Annotated in this window: 17 protein-coding genes and 1 pseudogene; 7 read left to right on the plus strand and 11 right to left on the minus strand. The window is 65.3% G+C overall.

Going from position 1 to position 16,960, the window contains the following annotated elements; genetic code table 11:
- Positions 1-53: 53 nt before the first annotated feature.
- The gene (locus FKV24_RS05715) at positions 54-1,415 is read right to left on the minus strand and encodes an ATP-binding protein (RefSeq protein ID WP_111264930.1); all 1,362 of its coding nucleotides are present in this window, start codon (positions 1,413-1,415) and stop codon (positions 54-56) included.
- Positions 1,412-2,080, minus strand: coding sequence for a response regulator transcription factor (locus FKV24_RS05720; RefSeq protein WP_223250209.1), 669 nt, complete (start codon positions 2,078-2,080; stop codon positions 1,412-1,414). The genes FKV24_RS05715 and FKV24_RS05720 overlap by 4 nt, the downstream gene beginning before the upstream one ends.
- A gap of 189 nt (positions 2,081-2,269) precedes the next feature.
- Here FKV24_RS05720 and FKV24_RS05725 point away from each other — a divergent pair, with 189 nt between their 5' ends.
- The 5 genes from FKV24_RS05725 (at position 2,270) to FKV24_RS05745 (ending at position 7,866) form a co-directional block, all read left to right on the plus strand.
- Entirely contained in the window at positions 2,270-2,767 is a 498-nt protein-coding gene (locus FKV24_RS05725) for a GNAT family N-acetyltransferase (RefSeq protein WP_141481689.1), read from the plus strand.
- A gap of 88 nt (positions 2,768-2,855) precedes the next feature.
- Positions 2,856-3,938, plus strand: coding sequence for an MBL fold metallo-hydrolase (locus FKV24_RS05730; protein ID WP_141481701.1), 1,083 nt, complete (start codon positions 2,856-2,858; stop codon positions 3,936-3,938).
- A gap of 86 nt (positions 3,939-4,024) precedes the next feature.
- Positions 4,025-5,092, plus strand: coding sequence for a class 1 fructose-bisphosphatase (locus FKV24_RS05735; protein WP_111264927.1), 1,068 nt, complete (start codon positions 4,025-4,027; stop codon positions 5,090-5,092).
- 558 nt (positions 5,093-5,650) lie between these two features.
- Complete coding sequence (locus FKV24_RS05740) at positions 5,651-6,382, plus strand: 2OG-Fe(II) oxygenase (RefSeq protein WP_249040934.1); 732 nt, start codon at positions 5,651-5,653, stop codon at positions 6,380-6,382.
- 467 nt (positions 6,383-6,849) lie between these two features.
- On the plus strand, positions 6,850-7,866 hold the full coding sequence (locus FKV24_RS05745) for a hypothetical protein (RefSeq protein ID WP_141481691.1): 1,017 nt from the start codon (positions 6,850-6,852) through the stop codon (positions 7,864-7,866).
- Between the two features lie 40 nt (positions 7,867-7,906).
- Here FKV24_RS05745 and FKV24_RS05750 read toward each other — a convergent pair whose 3' ends face one another.
- Together FKV24_RS05750 and FKV24_RS05755 are read right to left on the minus strand one after the other, a co-directional pair.
- Positions 7,907-8,344, minus strand: a complete 438-nt coding sequence (locus tag FKV24_RS05750) for a response regulator (RefSeq protein WP_111264925.1) — start codon at positions 8,342-8,344, stop codon at positions 7,907-7,909.
- Positions 8,344-9,549 carry a sensor histidine kinase gene (locus FKV24_RS05755; protein ID WP_141481692.1) on the minus strand — a complete coding sequence of 402 codons (1,206 nt, stop codon included), beginning with the start codon at positions 9,547-9,549 and terminating at the stop codon, positions 8,344-8,346. Before FKV24_RS05755 ends, FKV24_RS05750 begins: the two co-directional genes overlap by 1 nt.
- A 141-nt stretch (positions 9,550-9,690) precedes the next feature.
- On the opposite strand from FKV24_RS05755, the gene FKV24_RS05760 reads away from it, so the two are divergent.
- Both FKV24_RS05760 and FKV24_RS05765 read left to right on the plus strand, forming a co-directional pair.
- Complete coding sequence (locus FKV24_RS05760; protein ID WP_223250207.1) at positions 9,691-11,544, plus strand: SLC13 family permease; 1,854 nt, start codon at positions 9,691-9,693, stop codon at positions 11,542-11,544.
- A gap of 25 nt (positions 11,545-11,569) precedes the next feature.
- Positions 11,570-12,325, plus strand: coding sequence for an AAA family ATPase (locus tag FKV24_RS05765; protein ID WP_141481693.1), 756 nt, complete (start codon positions 11,570-11,572; stop codon positions 12,323-12,325).
- A 17-nt stretch (positions 12,326-12,342) separates the two neighbouring features.
- On the opposite strand, the gene FKV24_RS05770 is transcribed toward FKV24_RS05765, so the two are convergent.
- From FKV24_RS05770 to FKV24_RS05800, 7 genes and pseudogenes are all read right to left on the minus strand, one after another.
- Positions 12,343-12,588 carry a hypothetical protein gene (locus tag FKV24_RS05770; RefSeq protein ID WP_141481694.1) on the minus strand — a complete coding sequence of 82 codons (246 nt, stop codon included), beginning with the start codon at positions 12,586-12,588 and terminating at the stop codon, positions 12,343-12,345.
- Positions 12,589-13,011: 423 nt separating this feature from the next.
- On the minus strand, positions 13,012-13,365 hold the full coding sequence (locus tag FKV24_RS05775; RefSeq protein WP_141481695.1) for a hypothetical protein: 354 nt from the start codon (positions 13,363-13,365) through the stop codon (positions 13,012-13,014).
- Positions 13,365-14,381, minus strand: a pseudogene (locus tag FKV24_RS20205) (RHS repeat-associated core domain-containing protein); the annotation flags it as partial. The pseudogene FKV24_RS20205 and the gene FKV24_RS05775, both read right to left, overlap by 1 nt.
- 72 nt (positions 14,382-14,453) lie before the next feature.
- Positions 14,454-14,810 carry a hypothetical protein gene (locus FKV24_RS05785; protein WP_141481697.1) on the minus strand — a complete coding sequence of 119 codons (357 nt, stop codon included), beginning with the start codon at positions 14,808-14,810 and terminating at the stop codon, positions 14,454-14,456.
- A 56-nt stretch (positions 14,811-14,866) separates the two neighbouring features.
- Entirely contained in the window at positions 14,867-15,328 is a 462-nt protein-coding gene (locus FKV24_RS05790) for an STY0301 family protein (RefSeq protein ID WP_343200233.1), read from the minus strand.
- 395 nt (positions 15,329-15,723) lie between these two features.
- Entirely contained in the window at positions 15,724-16,188 is a 465-nt protein-coding gene (locus tag FKV24_RS05795) for a DUF4279 domain-containing protein (protein WP_141481699.1), read from the minus strand.
- Positions 16,185-16,960, minus strand: a 776-nt coding sequence (locus tag FKV24_RS05800; protein ID WP_141481700.1) for an RHS repeat-associated core domain-containing protein, incomplete at its 5' end; no start/stop codon positions are given. The genes FKV24_RS05800 and FKV24_RS05795, both read right to left, overlap by 4 nt.

Raw genomic sequence — 16,960 nt, forward strand, 5'->3', positions numbered from 1 at the left:
GCCGCCTCGCCAGCGGCGCGCGCAAGGCGGCCTGAGCCGGCGGCGGCGCGCGCTCAGTCGCCCGGGAAGAACACCGTCACCGACAGGCCGCGACCGTCGAGGCCGTCGCCGACGGCGATCGTCGCGCCGTGGGTGCGCGCGATCCGTGCGACCAGCGACAGCCCAATCCCGCTGCCGCCGTTGCCGGCGCCGCTCTGGACCCGGTAGAAGCGGTCGAAGATGCGTTCGCGCTCGTCCGGGTCCGGCACCCCGGGACCGTCGTCGGCCACGCACAGCGCCAACCCGGAAACCCCGTCGCGCACCTCGCCCCGGCAGGCGACCGCGATCTGGCCGCCATCGCCGGCATGGCGGACCGCGTTGTCGACCAGGTTGCGCAGCAGGATGCCGAGCTGGTCGATGTCGCCGCGGATCGTGCCCGGCTCGGTGCGCAGGCTGATCCGCTGGCCGCGTTCGCGGGCGAGCGCTTCGAAATCGCGGACCACGATCACCACCAGGCCGGCCAGCTCGACCGGCGCCAGCGCGTTGGCGCCGGTGGCGGCGTCGAGCCGGGCCAGGTCGAGCAGCTGCTCCGACAACCGGGTGCTGCGCTGGACCCCGGCGCTGAGCCGGCGCAGGGCCAGGTCGCGTTCCGCCTCGCTGCCGGCCCGGCGGGCGACGTCGGCATGCGCGCTGAGCACGGCCAGCGGTGTGCGCAGCTCGTGGGCGGCATCGGCGATGAAGCGACGCTCGTTCTGGACCGCCTGGTCGACCCGGGTCAGCTGTTCGTTGAAGGCGGCCACCAGCGGATGGAACTCGCGCGGCAGGTCCGGCGCCTGCAGTGGGGTCAGGTCCAGCGGTGGCCGCGATTGCAGGGTGTTGCGCAGAGCGGTGATCGGCCGCAGCGAGCGCCCGAGCACGATCCACACCATCAATACGAACAACGCGAAGATCAACGTCGCCGCCGCCAGGGTCTGCATCATCAGGCCCCACAGCTCGGTGGCGATCATCTGCTTGGAGCGGCCGACCTGGACGATCAGGCCGCGCGCCGGGTCGTGCAGGCTGTAGACATGCCAGGTCTCGCCGTCGATCCGGCGCCGGGCGAAGCCGTCGATGAAGTCCGGCTTCAACGGCTCGAACGGCGCCGCGGCCGAATAGACCACGTTGCGACCGTGCAACCAGACCTGGAAGCTCATCTTGTGGTCGACCGGAGGGCGGGCGGCGGCATCGGCGTCGTGGGGGCGCGACGGCAGCCGCTCCAGCCCGTCCGGCATCGAACCGAGGATCTGCGCGGCGATCTCGCGCAGCGAGGCGTCCCAGAAACCCGAGTGCGAGCGGGTCAGCTGCCAGGTCAGGCAGCCCAGCCAGATCAGCCAGGCGACCAGCACGCATTTGACCGCGACGAAGGTCAGCCGCCAGCGCAGCGAACGGGTCTTCATGCTCCGCCGCCGATGCGGTAGCCGTAGCCGTGCACGGTGGCGATCAGCGATTCGCCGAGCTTGCGCCGCAGCTGGTGCACGTAGACCGCGATGGTATTGCTCTCGATCGTTCCGGAGCTGCCGTATACCGCCTCCTCCAGCTGCTCGCGGCTGACCACCCGGCCGGCGCGTTCCATCAGCAGCATCAGGGTGCGGAACTCGTGCATGCTGACCGCGACCGCCTCGCCGTCGCGGGTGACCTCGCGCCGCGCCGGATCGAGGGTCACCCCATCGCAGCTGAGCACCGGCGACACCCGCCCCTGGCTGCGACGGACCACCGCGCGCAGCCGCGCGTACAGCTCGTCGGGCTGGAACGGTTTGACGATGTAGTCGTCGGCGCCGGCGTCGAGCCCGCTGATGCGGTCGCTCAGCTGGTCGCGCGCGGTCACGATCAGCACCGGAGTGGTGTCGTAGCGGCCACGCATCGCCTGCAGCACGCCCAGCCCGGAGCCGCCGGGCAGGCCCAGGTCCAGCAGCACCGCGTGATAGCCGTGGTCGACCAGCACGGTCCTGGCCTGGGCGGCATCGACCACCCAGTCGACCTCGAACCCCTGCTGGGCCAGGCCGGCGCGCAGCGCCTCGGCCAGCATCGCGTCGTCTTCCACCAGCAGCAGGTTGGTTTCCACGTTCTCGGCACCTGTTCGCATCGTGCGCACTGTGTCGCAGCGCGATTAAAGAGTTCTTAAAACCCGTTCCGCACCCTGACCGTGCCCCCAACGCCGTGGAGTCGCCACGATGTCCCTGCCGCTTCGTCCCGTCGCGAGCGTACCGATCCTACCCCCGCCGCCGTCCGCCCGCGCCACCGGAGCGCGACCATGAGCGCCGCCGAACCGCTGGCGCTGGCCGACATCCGGGTCGACCCGGTCACCCGCGACGACAGCGCGGCCCTGCTGCGGCTGAGCGCGGAACACCATCGCCGCGTCGCCGCCCAGCGGCTGCCGTTCGGCAGCGCGCGCGACTCCACCCTGGAACTGCTGGAGGCGCTGTTCGAGCCGCCGCTGCGGGCCTGGGCCTGGCTGGCCCGGCACGACGGCGAGGCGATCGGCTACATCGCCGCCACCGTCGGCTTCTCGATACTCGAGCGCGGCTACGTGTTCCAGCTCGACGCGTTGTACGTGCGCGCGCCCTGGCGGCCGGACCAGGTCGCCGATGCGCTGTTCGCGCAGGCCCGGGCGATGGCGCGGCAGCTGGACTGCGTGAACCTGCAGTGGCGGGCGGCGCCGTGGTGGTGCGAGGCGGCCCGCCCGGGCCCGCCGCGCCATGCGATCCGGGTCGACGGCGAGCACTACGTGCTGGCGCTGGCGCCGGACTGAGCGCGTGGACGCCGCCTCCGTGCCGCGGTGGCGCCGTCGCCCACGCCGGCGCTGGCTGCTGGCGCCGACCTTCATCGTGACGATCCTGATGACCCCTATGAGCCTGAGTGCCTGCAGCACCCTCCCCTATCCGCAGTCGCCGCAGTACCGCGACGGCGCGTTCCGCAATCCGGTGGCGCCGGCCCAGCCGCAGGGCTGGCGCGAGACGCTGGCGACGATCCGCCGCTTCATGTTCGACAAGCCCGCCGATGCGGCCCCCTCGCAGCCGCCGCCGGTGCTGCCGTTGAGCCGCGCGCGTCTGCTGGCGGCCGCCGACGGCTCGCTGTTCCGGTTCGGCCACTCGACCGTGCTGTTGAAGCTCGACGGCGGCTTCTGGCTGACCGATCCGGTGTTCTCCGAGCGCGCCTCGCCGGTGCAGTGGGCCGGCCCCAGGCGCTTCCACCCGCCGCCGATCGGCATCGCCGAGCTGCCGCCGCTGCGCGGGGTGATCCTTTCGCACGACCACTACGACCACCTCGACCGCGCCGCGGTCCTGGCCCTGGCCGGGCGCACCGAGCGCTTCGTGACCCCGCTCGGGGTCGGCGACCTGCTGATCGAATGGGGCGTCGACGCCGACAAGGTCGTCCAGCTGGACTGGTGGGACGAGGTCCGCCTCGGCGGCCTGCGACTGGCGGCGACCCCGGCCCAGCACTTCTCCGGACGCCGCCCGTTCACCGAGAATCCGACCCTGTGGGCATCGTGGGTGATCGTGTCCGAGAGCGAGGGGCTGCGCCTGTTCTTCAGCGGCGACAGCGGTTACTTCGACGGCTTCGCCACGATCGGCGAGCGCTACGGGCCGTTCGACATCACCCTGCTCGAATGCGGCGCCTACGACGCTTCCTGGAGCGGCGTGCACATGCATCCGGAGCAGACCCTGCAGGCCCACCTCGACCTGCGCGGACGCTGGCTGCTGCCGATCCACAACGGCACCTTCGACCTCGCCCTGCACGGCTGGACCGATCCGCTGGAGCGGATCTCGGCGCTGGCCGGCGAGCACCGGGTCGATCTGGCGACACCGATGTTCGGCCAGGCGCTGGCGATCCGGCAGCCGCAGGCGGGACCGGCCTGGTGGCAGGCCCCCGGTCGCGCCGGCGGCCCCGTCTCCGCGCGGACCGCGCCCGGTACGCCCTGAGTCGCCGCACGAACGCGGGCCGCCGGCCTTAGAGTCCGGCGCCGTCATCGGCGACAATGGCGGCCCCTTCCGCCGCGGTACCGTCCATGTCCAGCCTCTCGCCCCAGGCGTCCCCGTCCCCCGTCTCGTTGACCCGCCATCTGCTCGAGGAGCAGCGCGCCGGCCGCATCAACGCCGACCTGCGGCTGCTGATCGAGGTCGTCGCCCGCGCCTGCAAGAGCATCTCGATCGCGGTCGGCAAGGGCGCGCTGGGCGGCGTGCTCGGCGACGCCGGCAGCGACGGCGAGGCCAGCATCAACGTGCAGGGCGAGGCGCAGAAGAAGCTCGACGTGCTCAGCAACGAGATCCTGATGGAGGCCAATGCCTGGGGCGGCCACCTGGCCGGCCTGGCCTCGGAGGAAATGGACCACTCGGTCCCGATCTCCGATGCCCAGCCGCGCGGCAACTACCTGTTGCTGTTCGATCCGCTGGACGGCAGCTCCAACATCGACGTCAACATCTCGGTCGGCACGATCTTCTCGGTGCTGCGCTGCCCCGACGGCGTCACCACGCCGGGCGACGAGCACTTCCTGCAGCCGGGCACCGCGCAGGTCGCCGCCGGCTACTGCACCTACGGGCCGAGCACGATGCTGGTGCTGACCATCGGCCACGGCACCCACGCCTTCACCCTCGACCGCGAGATCGGCAGCTTCGTGCTGACCCAGCGCGGGATGACGATCCCGGAGGAGACCAGGGAGTTCGCGGTCAACATGTCGAACCAGCGCTTCTGGGAAGCGCCGATGCAGGCCTATGTCGGCGACCTGCTGCAGGGCAGGGAAGGGCCGCGCGGCAAGGACTTCAACATGCGCTGGGTCGCCAGCATGGTCGCCGACGTGCACCGAATCCTGACCCGCGGCGGCATCTTCAGCTATCCACTGGACAGCAAGTGCGCGGCCAAGGGCGGCAAGTTGCGGCTGATGTACGAAGCCAACCCGATGAGCCTGCTGGTCGAACAGGCCGGCGGTGCCGCCAGCACCGGCCGCCAGCGCATGCTGGAGGTGCGGCCGACCGGCCTGCACCAGCGCGTGCCGGTGTTCCTCGGCTCCCGGGCCGAGGTCGAAGCGGCGGTGCGCTACCACCACGAACACGACAGCCAGGAGCAAGGCGACGGCTGAACCTGATCGCCCGGGCACCCCACGAAAGCCCCATCGCGGCTTACGCCGCTCCTACGAAAAGCGATGCAGCACGGCCCCAGCCCCCTGAGTCAGGGGGCGATTCGCGCGCAGCGCGAATGGGGGTGTGGAAGCGCAACGGCGGGGCCCAAGGTTTGCGAAGCACACTTTGGGAGATATCCGCGCGCAGCCGGATATCGTTCCCCCCTGAGTCAGGGGGCGATTCGCGCGCAGCGCGAATGGGGGTGTGGAGGCGCAACGGCGGGGCCCAGGGTTTGCGCAGCAAATTTTGGGAGATATCCGGGCGCAGCCGGATATCGTTCCCCCCTGAGTCAGGGGGCGATTCGTGCCGTAGGCACGAATGGGGGTGTGGAAGCGCAACGGCGGGGCCCAGGGTTTGCGAAGCCAACTTTGGGGACTCCCGGGCGTCGCCCGGGGATCGCGGCCACGCCGCTCCTACGGATGTTTGGGGGATCACCTTCATTTGACGCGGGGCGGTCCGCCCGTGCGAGGATGCCGGTCCCGATCGTCCGATCGCGCACGCTCCGCTGCCGCACGCTCATGGCCGACGCTTCTACCGCCATCACCGACTTCATCGAGGTCTATCCCGACGCGCTCAGCCGCGAGCAATGCGCCGCGGTGGTGGAGCGCTTCACCCGCAGCGGTGCCGACGGTCCGGGCCTGGTCGGCGGCGGCCACCGGCCCGATCTCAAGGACAGCCGCGACATCACCCTGACCGGCAAGCAGGAGTGGCGCGACGTCGAGGGCCTGCTCAACACCGCGGTGTTCAAGGGCCTGATGGCCTACCTGCGGCGTTATCCGTACACCCTGATCGCGCCGCTGATGCTGGAGGTCGCCGGCGACGACGGCGGCCGCCACCGGCTGACCGCCGACCGCCTGCAGGCGATGGACGACGCGGCCCTGGCCGGGGTCGTGCAGACCGTGCTGCGACCGGGCTCGATCAATCTGCAGCGCTACACCGGCGGCCGCGGCGGCTACCCGTACTGGCATTGCGAACTGTTTCCGCGCGACGCCGGCGGCGAGACCCTGCACCGCCACCTGCTGTGGACGATCTACCTCAACGACGGCTTCGACGAGGGCGAGACCGAGTTCCTCTACCAGCAGCGCAAGATCGCGCCGAAGGCCGGCAGCCTGTTGATCGCGCCGGCGGCGTTCACCCACACCCACCGCGGCAATCGTCCGCAGGGCGGGGACAAGTTCATCGCCACCAGTTGGGTGCTGTTCCAGCGCGCGCAGGCGCTGTTCGGCGGCGGTCAGGGCGCCAGCGGCTGAACCGCGCAAGGCGGGGCACGAACGCAAGACAAGCCCCCATATTTTTCTGCAGCCGCCAGGCAGGCAGTTTTAACGAGACACGAAGAAGAACAAGTCCTCATCGCAATGCTCACTGTTATTTCACAAGAGACGTGATGTTGTCTTGACGCTTCTGATGCTTGGCAGGAGAGGCACATCGAAAAGGCATAACTGGATTCCGAAAGGACGACTTGGAGGCAGAGCTTTCAGCTTCTGAAGCATATAGATTGCTTAGCCTTTTCGGAGTTCAGCATACGACCAGTATGCTGCGAGGTGTTCGAATCGATAGCCGTATGGATTCTGAGCTCTTAATGCCGACTGAGTCCTTTGATGGCCCGCTATGCCCGTCACAACCTTGTGACTATGATGGATACGAGTGCGAGAATCCCGGCACCTGCGCAATGAGCATCAATAAGATCTGCACCAGAAACTGCTGACGGATCCTCCGCATGCCGCAACTCAAGAGCGATCCACTTGCTGCAAGTGGATCGCTCCCGTTTTGGACACTTGCGCTCATGAGAAGCAACGCATCCATTATTCTTGCACTGGTTATTGTCGCGTCTTTCATCGCATCACCTCCGGCCTTGGGTGGCGCCACAGGCCTCAAAGGCGTTCCCGAGGCATTCGACGAATTCTCGGCCACCGAACAGGCCTCCGCCGGGACCCCGACGGCCACGCGGGGAAAGGTCATTGCTCAAAAATATGAGCATCTGTTCGGCGGCCTCTTCGATCAGGGAGTTTCTGGCTTGGAATCCATGGAGCTCAGGCTCCTGTTTCGCGCAACAAATGTCGTGACTTTCTATGAAGCGCGCGCCAAGGACGTCCGCCGATTCAAACTCGTCCTAAATGAGCTTTGGAAACGCGGCGAAGCAACCGATCATGACGTCATGGACGTATATGGCGCTCTCTTGAGCCTGCGCAGATTCGATGAGGCGCGGGAACTCGCGAACGCCTACGAGTTCGACCCTCCTGAGCCTCTCCCTGACATGACGGATGGATTGAGTGCAGCAGACGGCACGCCAACCGTCTACCTGGTTTCGCCCTCAGGCAGAAGGCTGACAAGGACTTCCATCGACGTGGATCACGGGGCCAAGATCATTGTAATCTCACATCCGTTGTGCCATTTCTCCAGAAATGCGATGGAGTTCATCAAGGGCGCCCCAGTTCTCGACGCGGTGTTTGCACGCAACGCCTTATGGGTCGCTCCCGTAGACAGAAACATCAACTTCGACGTGTTGCAGGGCTGGAACAAGTCCCACCCCGACTCCGCCCATGTTCTCGCACATTCGCGAAACGAGTGGCCGTATCTGGATTCATGGTCCACCCCGACCTTCTATTTCATGAAGGACGGAATTCTCATCGACAAAGTAGTGGGTTGGCCTAGCGATGACCAAGGCCAGAAGCTCGTTGATGCGGCAACAAAGGCTGGGCTTTTTGACGAGCGCGAACGCGGGGACCCGCGATAGCCGCTCTCCGCGCTGGGGCTCCTGCCTACAGGCGAGATTATCAGCCGCCGTGCTGCGGCTGGTTCAGCACCAGCCAGTACAGGCCGACCTGCTTGACCGCCCAGACGAACTGTTCGAAGTCGACCGGCTTCTGGATGTAGCTGTTCACCCCCAGCGCGTAGCTGGTGTCGACGTCGAGCGGTTCGGCGCTGGTGGTCAGCACCACCACCGGCAGCGCGCGGGTGATCTCGTTCTCGCGGATCGCCTGCAGCACCTCGCGGCCGTCGACCTTGGGCAGGTTGAGGTCGAGCAGGACGATCGAGGGCAGGTTGTGCGGGTCGCGGTCGGCGTGGGCGCCGCGTGCGAACAGGTAGTCGAGCGCCTCCACGCCGTCCTTGGCCACCACCAGCCGGTTCGCGACCTTGGCTTCGTCGAACGCGATGCGCGCGAGCTCGGCGTCGTCAGGATTGTCCTCGACCAGCAGGATCACTTTCTCCATCAATGCGTTTCTCCATGAGCGGGCTCCTCCGCGACGGGCGCGGTCCCCGATGATGCCATCGATGCGCGGGACGGTCGCAGCGGCAGCTCGATGGTGACGATGCTGCCGACCTCCGGGGTGGAGCGGGCGTCGATGCGGCCGCCGTGGCGTTCGGCGATGCGCTGGGCGATCGCCAGGCCCAGGCCGTGGCCGCCGCCCTGGTCGGGACCGTGCAGGCGCTGGAACGGTTCGTACAGTTTGTGCGCATAGCGCATGTCGAAGCCGCTGCCGTTGTCACGGATACGCAATCGCAGCCGCCCGTCGTCCGCCGGGGTGCCGGCAACGACCTCGCCCTCTACCTCGATCAGCGCCTGGCCGCGCTCGCGGGTGAACTTCCAGGCGTTGTCGATGACCTCGTCGAGCAGCATCTTCAGCAGCCGCTCGTCGCCCTCCAGCTCCAGTCCGGGCTGGATCCGCATCTGCACGATCCGCGCCGGGTCGGCGTCCTGGCGCTCGGCATAGGCCCAGTCGGCCAGCAGGCTCAGGTCGACCGGGCGCACGCGCAGCTCGGCGCGGGTCGCCTGCGACAACCGTCCCAGCGCGGCCAGCAGGCCGGACATCCGGGTCGCCGCCAGGCGGATCCGCTCCAGGTGGTCGCGGGAGACGTCGTCGAGCTGGCCTTCGAGGTTCCGCGCCAGGCGCTCGGAGAAACTCTCGATCGCCCGCAGCGGCGCGCGCAGGTCGTGGGTGACCGCGTCGGCGAACAGCTGCAGCTGGCGGTGCGAGACTTCCAGTTCTGCGCCGCGGTGCTCGGCGCGCGCGCGCAGGCGGGCCTCGCGCGCCAGCTCGTCGCCGATGTCGCGGATCTGCGCCAGCAGGCACAGCGGCTGGCCGTCGCGATCGCGCAGCACCGCGACATTGATATGCGCCTGCAGGACCGAACCGTCGCCGCAGACGTAGCGGCGTTGCTCGTCGAGCATGTCGTCGGGCTGCCGCAGCAGCTGCTGGACGAAGGCGATGCAGGCCTCGGCCTCGTCCGGATGGACGATTTCCAGGTAGGGACGCCCGATCAGCCACTGCGCGTCGTAGCCCAGCATCCGGCAGAACGCCGGATTGACCTCCTGCAGGCGTCCGTCCAGGTCGGCCAGGGCCATGCCGGTCGCCGAGGCCGCCATCACCAGGCGGAGCGCGTCGTCACCCGGCAGGCGCGAGAGGAGGGCAGACATCGATACGGCAGGTCGCTATACGTCGGGGCCGCAGTGTACCGGGCCGCCGTGATGGGCCGGTGCAGGCTCGATGGCAGGGCCGGACCGGTTCGTTCGGGCCATGTGAATGCGGGTCGTGGCTTTTGCCGCACAATGGCGCCCATGGACGTTCCTTCGCCCGGCTTCATCCAGCTCGTCATGTCCCAGGTCTCCTGGCAGCAGGTCACGTTCCTGCTGATCCTGGCCGGCGCGCTGTACCTGTTCGTCAGCGAGCGCCTGCGGGTCGACGTCACCGCGATGCTGACCCTGCTGGCGCTGGTGGTGACCGGGGTGCTGGACTCCCGGCAGGCGCTGTCGGGCTTCGCCAGCGAGCCGGCCATCATCGTCGCGGCGGTGTTCGTGATCTCCGGCGGCCTGGCCGCGACCGGCATCACCGAGCGCATCGGCCAGTGGATCGGCCGGGTCAGCGGGCGCACCGAAAGCCGGGCGATCGCGGTGGTGATGCCCGTGGTGGCGGCGCTATCGTCGTTCACTCACCACGTGATGGTGACGGCGATGATGCTGCCGATCCTGACCCGCTTCGCGCGCGCGCGCGGGCTGTCGGCCTCGCGCCTGCTGATGCCGATGTCGTTCGCCGCCTCGCTGGGCACCACCCTGACCCTGGTCAGCGCGCCGGCCTTCCTGCTGGCCAACAACCTGATCCAGCGCACCGGCGCCGAGGGCCTGGGGATCTTCTCGATCACCCCGATCGGCATCGCCCTGGTGCTGATCGGCATGGTCTACATGCTGCTGACCCACTGGCTGCTGCCCAAGCGCGGCGGCGACACCGGCGACGACGAGTACATGCGGCTGGACCGCTACCGCACCGAGCTGCTGGTGATCGAGGGCTCGCGCTGGAGCACGCGGCCGCTGGCCGACCTGCAGAAGGCGCTGGGCGACCGCTTCCGCCTGGTCGGCTGGATGCGCGACGGCAAGCTGCGCAAGGACCTGGGCCCGACCAGCCCGCTGATCAGCGGCGACGTGCTGCTGGTCGAGGCCTCGGCCGACGCGCTGGCCTCGCTGCACGACGACCCGGGCCTGGACCTCAACGCCGTCGCCCGCTTCGGCGATACGGTCACCGGCGACGGCGAGGCCCAGCTGGTGCAGGCGGTGGTCGCGCCGGGCTCGGAGTTCATCGGCCACTCGGTGCGCGAGCTGGACTTCTCGCGGCGCTTCCACGCGGTGATCGCCGGGCTGTGGCGGCGCGACGGCAGCATCGCCCCGCGGATCGCCGACGCACGCCTGCGCGAGGGCGACCTGCTGGTGCTGTGGGGCAAGCCGGCGCGCTTCGCCGAGCTGGCCTCGCACCACGGCTTCCTGATGCTGGTGCCGTTTGCCGGCGAGGCCAAGCGCCGGGTCCGCGCGCCGCTGGCGCTGATGGTGATGGCGGCGACCGTGCTGGCCGCGGCGACCGAGTGGCTGCCGGTGCCGCTGGCGTTCCTGCTCGGCGCGGTGGCGATGGTCGCGACCCGCTGCGTCGACATCGAACAGGCCTACCGCGAGATCGACGTGCGCATCTTCGTGATGATCGCCGGCGTGATCCCGCTCGGCATCGCGATGGAGCAGACCGGCACCGCCTCGCTGATGGCGCGCGGCCTGCTGCACGTGGTCTCGGACTGGTCGCCGCTGGCGGTGCTGCTGGTGGTGTTCACCGCCGCCGGCCTGCTGACCCAGATCCTGTCCGACGCCGCCACCACGGTGCTGCTGGGCCCGATCGCGATATCGCTGGCGCAGTCGCTGGGGCTGCCGCCGACCCCGTTCGTGGTCTGCACCGCGCTGGGCGCGGTGGCCTCGTTCCTGGTCCCGATCGGCCACCACGGCAACCTGCTGATCCTCGGCCCCGGCCAGTACCGCTTCAGCGACTTCATCCGCATCGGCCTGCCGCTGACGATGATGCTGGCCTTCGCCAGCGCCTGGATGGCGCGCTGGCTGTGGCTGGGCGGTCCGCTGCTGCCGAGCAGCTTCGGCGGGGTCTGAGCGGGCGGAGGCCCGAATAGCCGCGATGCGTGCCATCGACGCCGAACACTACCTGTTGGAACTCCGGCTCAAGCGCGACAAGGTCGACTCGTTCGAGCGCTACCCGTTCTCGCTGCCGGTGGTGCGCCACCTGCACACGCTGGAGCTGCACCCGAAGGTCACCTTCATCATCGGCGAGAACGGCAGCGGCAAATCGACCCTGCTCGAAGCGATGGCGGTGGCCTGGGGCTTCAACCCCGAGGGCGGCACCCGCAACTTCAACTTCAATACCCGCGCCTCGCACTCGGAGCTCAACGAGTACCTGACCCTGGTCAAGGGCGTGCGCCGCGCCCGCGACGGCTTCTTCCTGCGCGCGGAGAGTTTCTTCAATGTCGCCACCGAGATCGAACGGCTGGACCAGGGCCCGCCCCTAGGCACACCGGTCATCAACTCCTACGGCGGCGTCTCGCTGCACCAGCAATCGCACGGCGAATCGTTCTTCGCGCTGATGGTGCACCGCTTCGGCGGCAACGGCCTGTACCTGCTCGACGAACCGGAGGCGGCGCTGTCGCCGCAGCGGCAACTGGCAATGCTCGCGCGCCTGCACCAGCTGGTGCAAACGAACTCCCAGTTCGTGATCGCGACCCACTCGCCGATCCTGATGGCCTACCCCGACGCCTGCATCTACCAGATCGGCGACGGCGGCCTGGACCGGATCGACTACGAGCAGACCGAGCACTACCAGGTCACGAAGGCGTTCCTGGCCAACCCCAAGCGGCAGCTGGATCTGTTGTTGGAGTGAGTGGTTGGCGAAAAGAGCTACGGCTCAAGGACTGTCCCGACTTCATTGACAACCTCCACGAAGGCTTCTGGGACTTCGATCGCACTGCCATCGCCTAGCTCGATGAGATACAAGGTCGATCCGATCATGCTGTCGAACCTTTTGGCCTGCTCGGTGGTTTCCACCACCCTGATGCCGCAGACGGCCGCCAAGCTTCCGGCGCGCATCTCCGACGGCGCGTCTCTCTTTATCCTTACGGTGTCTCCCCAGGTCGGACGGCTCATGTTTGATGCTTCTCCTACTGGTTGATCGGCAGTCACGACGCCAGCCTTTGGAAAGGCAGCGATCATATTCAATGCAGAGCAGACGGTTGGCGGCTGTCGCGATGGCGTTGAGCAGGCCCACCGGCAGGTCGTCGAGCCAGATCGCCTGTTGCTTCGGTGATCCGCCCCAAGGCAATGGCATGAACCCCGCCGAAGTCGACCACCTTCATCTGCGAAAGTCGACACCGCCTCCTGCCTCCGAATGTGCAGGCGAGCACTTCGCACTCACGCCCGCAAGTGGCGATCAGAAAATGAACCTGACCCTTTTCCCGCTACTCAAAGGTGGGGGGACGTCGACAAGAGCGGAAGTTGAGCGAACAAGCCCGGGTTGGGCGCGGACTTGTCGTCGAACATCAAAAGTGGGTGTCCTTGTCTTTCCGGATATCAACGCACAATTACCGACTCTACGCGCTTGTTGGATCGGCATCTTTTAGGAAGACCATCGTATTCGGCTCGAGTGATCGCAACTGGTTCGTCTGGTACTCGCTTTAGAAATGGCTCAAATTTCGGATTCATTAAAACCCAAATCCGTTGCGGTCTGTTGCTCGACGAGACAACCCCCAGAAGACAGTAGTCTTCATGGATTTTGACGATAGTGCCTGACGAGAGATCTAAATCTCGATTCTGATACTCATAAGCCTGCAGAATCGACCATTCGTGCTTCTTTCCAGTGTCCTCGCAACCAGTAAGCAAGAAAAAAAATAGGATCAGGCAAGCAACTTGGACGATGCGCTTCATCACGGCTTTCCATTAAACTGATTGAGCGCTGCAGGAATTGACGTTGAACCTCTGGGGACGCTGACTGTACTGCCTGTAGTGCCACCCGTTAAATTCGAATAGAAAGCTGCCGTGTAGGCTGAACTCTCAGGAAGCGGGCTCGTTACCCCGAAAGCAATCGACAAAAAAGTAGAGTATGGGTTTGATGGATCATGCATCCCAGCAACTCTTGATGCCTCGTTGGTTCGCGTCGCACATGTGTCATCGCTGTCTGGACCAGGCACAGCAGGGAGTGGATCGCCCACTCTCGACCGCAGGTAATCCATAATTTTGGCCTCCTCTTCCGGCGTAGTATTGATAATAAATACAGTTGAATCGCGCCTTTCCGCTTGATCCAGCAGATATGAAGAGATGCTTGAGCCAAACGGCGTAGCAGTACCGAAGCTGTAAACATCAGAGCCAGAAACCGCAATCGCGACGTGACCAAAAGGGTTATCGCCGACAGGCCCTCCGAAAATTACCGCGGTCGCAAGACCAAACTGATCGACCCGTGTTAACGGATTTCCGCCAACGTAACCATACAAACTCACGCCGCCAAGCAAGCCGATGGGATCGGGCGTGCTGTATCTGCCCGTCCCCGCCTCATAATCCCGGAAGTAGTTGTAGTTGAGCCCACTCACGGCGTCGTAGCGCTGGCCCGGGAAGCGCATGTCGAGTGTGAAGGCGGTGCTGTCGCCGTCGGGGTCGGGGTTGGGGGCGCTGTTGTCGAAGGCTTCGCTGGCGATGTCCCAGGCCCAGACCGCGACGTCGCGCTGGGGTTCGATCACCGCGCGCGGGGTGCCGCGGTGGTCGGGTTCGATGTAGTGCAGGCGGTTGGCGGTTGACGCTGCTCCGTTGAGCAGGCCTACCGGCAGGTCGTCGAGCCAGATCGCCTGCTGCTTCGGTGCGCCGCTGGCGTCGTAGTCGCCGACCCAGTTGTAGCCATAGTTCATCGTCACCGCGCCGCCCTGCTTGACCGCGCTCAGGCGGTTGGCACTGCGGACGCACTCATTGAATTTGGGCAGTGATGTTTATTTCTGGCAAGTTAAATTGATTTAATGATTAGCATCTCAATAATGCCCTTTGCATTCCCACCGTTTCTGCTTGTAAGTCTGATCTCGAAAACATGAATTTCGACCTGGCCCCGAATAACTAAACTCAAACTTGTACTCGTCTGAACCATTAGAATCGTAATGAAAACTTACAGAGCTCCCAGGAGCATGATCCTTTAGAAACGTAGCACTGAGATAGTCTGGAACAAGATCCTCCAATGCTCTTGGATAGGCGTTGTGCCTGACTTGAAACGATTCAATCGCCGCCACGATGGTCTCGGCCTGTTCCTTAGCGCTGTCATAGGCGCGACCCTCGCCAGGCTCGGCGCACGCTGAAATCAATATGCATAGCATCATCAACTTCAGCATTTTCATGATGACGTTCACATCCGTATCAAGGACTCAGGTGCATGCCACAAAGGCCGACAAGCCTAACTATTGCATTCTCCTTTGGCGGCGATCCTGCGCCCCGGATCCGCCCTAGTAAACACACAAGACTCGACCTTACCCACGCTCCGGAAGAGTATGACAGCAGAGTTTCTATATCGACACTCCACCCAAACATCATCTTCACCCAAACTCCATACAAAAGAGCCATTCTCTTCAATTGGCCTCAACGCCCTGCGCCTTGAAGGATGACCAATAAACACCTCCATATAGTCGAGTTTTCTGTCTCCTCCAGCGACCCGAACATTCCAGCCCTCTATCTTCGACACACCTTGGTTATCTCGAATTGCCGATGGGCAAGCGATCATCAGTGCCGACACCAGCATTGATTCAACTAAAGGCATCTCACCACCCTCCTGTCCAAGATCCACGTGAACGCTGCGAGTAGTGCCGCAATCCTGGTGCGGACGCACGCGCTCGCCGCGGCCGTTGTAGCCGTAGTGCATCGTCACCGCACCACCCTGCTTGACCGCGCTCAACCGATTGGCGGCACTGCAAGTAAATCCTCATGCCCGGTCAATAAATGAACCTGACCCTTTTCCCGGAAAATCTACCCGGTCCTATTTGGCCTGCAAGCCAACACAGGCTGCCTTCGTCGGATCAGCACTCGCCACCAACGCACATGGTAAGTAGAGCTTATGGGTGCTCGTAGCCGACCACAGCCAACGAGCGGCGCCGGAGTCGGTATCGCGGTGGTTGGAGTGCCCGCGATCACCACCCACAGTCACTGCCGATCGGACGGCCCTGGCACACGAAAACGTTGGAAACCAAGGATCGCAGCGCTTTGATCACCCCAGCTATCTCGATAGCGCCAGGTTCCGGCGAGTCCACCGTGGTCCGGTCACCCTCGATCGACGCCGCCATCTTTCACGCCAACGCCTGCCAGATCATCCACTCCATAGACGTCGAAGGATAGGTCGATCCCTAGCTTCACTAGCTGCACCATCAGTGCCGATGAGATCTCGACCCCGGCACATCTATCGACAAACAAGCCGACAAAGTACTCGACACGTCCCCCGCTCGCGACCAGCTCCGCCAGAAACGCTTGTCGGGTCGCGAGCTTTCTCGTCAGTGTCAACAACGCATCCTCCAGTGACGTACTGGCATCCGTATCGGCAATCTTGGATACCCAGAACGTCATCTTTCTCGGCTTGCCACGTATCGCTGTGCCCTTGGGCGTCCGCTTCTCATCCCCGGCGGTGTACGCATGCAGGGGCACCAGCCCCAACTCTTGACCGATCATGTCTGCAGCGATGCTTGGATGGCTAATTCGAAGCGATAGTTGATAGCGAAGTAATTCATTCACGGGAGATAGTCTCCAAAATGACCTTGATCACTAGCTTCCCCTCCCTCATTTATCCAAACATTTCCATCCGGGCTTATACCCACCCAGTCTCTAGGGCCGGCGGATACTCCGTCCTTAATTCTGTGAATGTCCTCGCTGCTTAATCCAGGCACTTGGTCAATTGGTTTGGTGCCTGCTGGACAATCTTCAGGCTTTTGCTCTCTGCTCGGCTTCCTTTTCGAGGAACTCCATAGATTCTGTATGGCATTTCCAACATATCCGCCGACAGCGCAACCAACAGCACCCCCGAACGCCCAGCCAGCTGTACCTGCGGCTGCGGCAGCCGCTGGTGAACACGCTACAGCTCCTGGACCGCAAGTGAGCCCAGCCGAACCTCCAGCTAAACCTCCTGCGCTGGCTCCCACTGTGGATCCCACACCTCCGCCAACAGCGCAACCTATCGCCGCCCCCTCCCCTCTCAAACCAAGGCGGTCTGCACTCATGAGCGGGCTACTTTGAACATATACATAGGTGCTAACCCCACCCGCCAACCCAATCGGATCCGACTGCGAGTACCGCCCCACCCCCGCCTCATAGTCCCGGAAGTAGTTGTAGTTCAACCCGCTCGCGGCATCGTAACGCTGACCGGGGAAGCGCATATCCAGCACGAAGGCGGTGCTGTCGCCGTCGGGGTCGGCGTTGGGGGCGCTGTTGCCGAAGGCTTCGCTGGCGATGTCCCAGGTCCAGACCGCGACGTCGCGCTGGGGTTCGATCACCGCGCGCGGGGTGCCGA

The organism is Marilutibacter maris (assembly GCF_006546735.2).
Classification (GTDB): Bacteria; Pseudomonadota; Gammaproteobacteria; order Xanthomonadales; family Xanthomonadaceae; genus Marilutibacter; species Marilutibacter maris.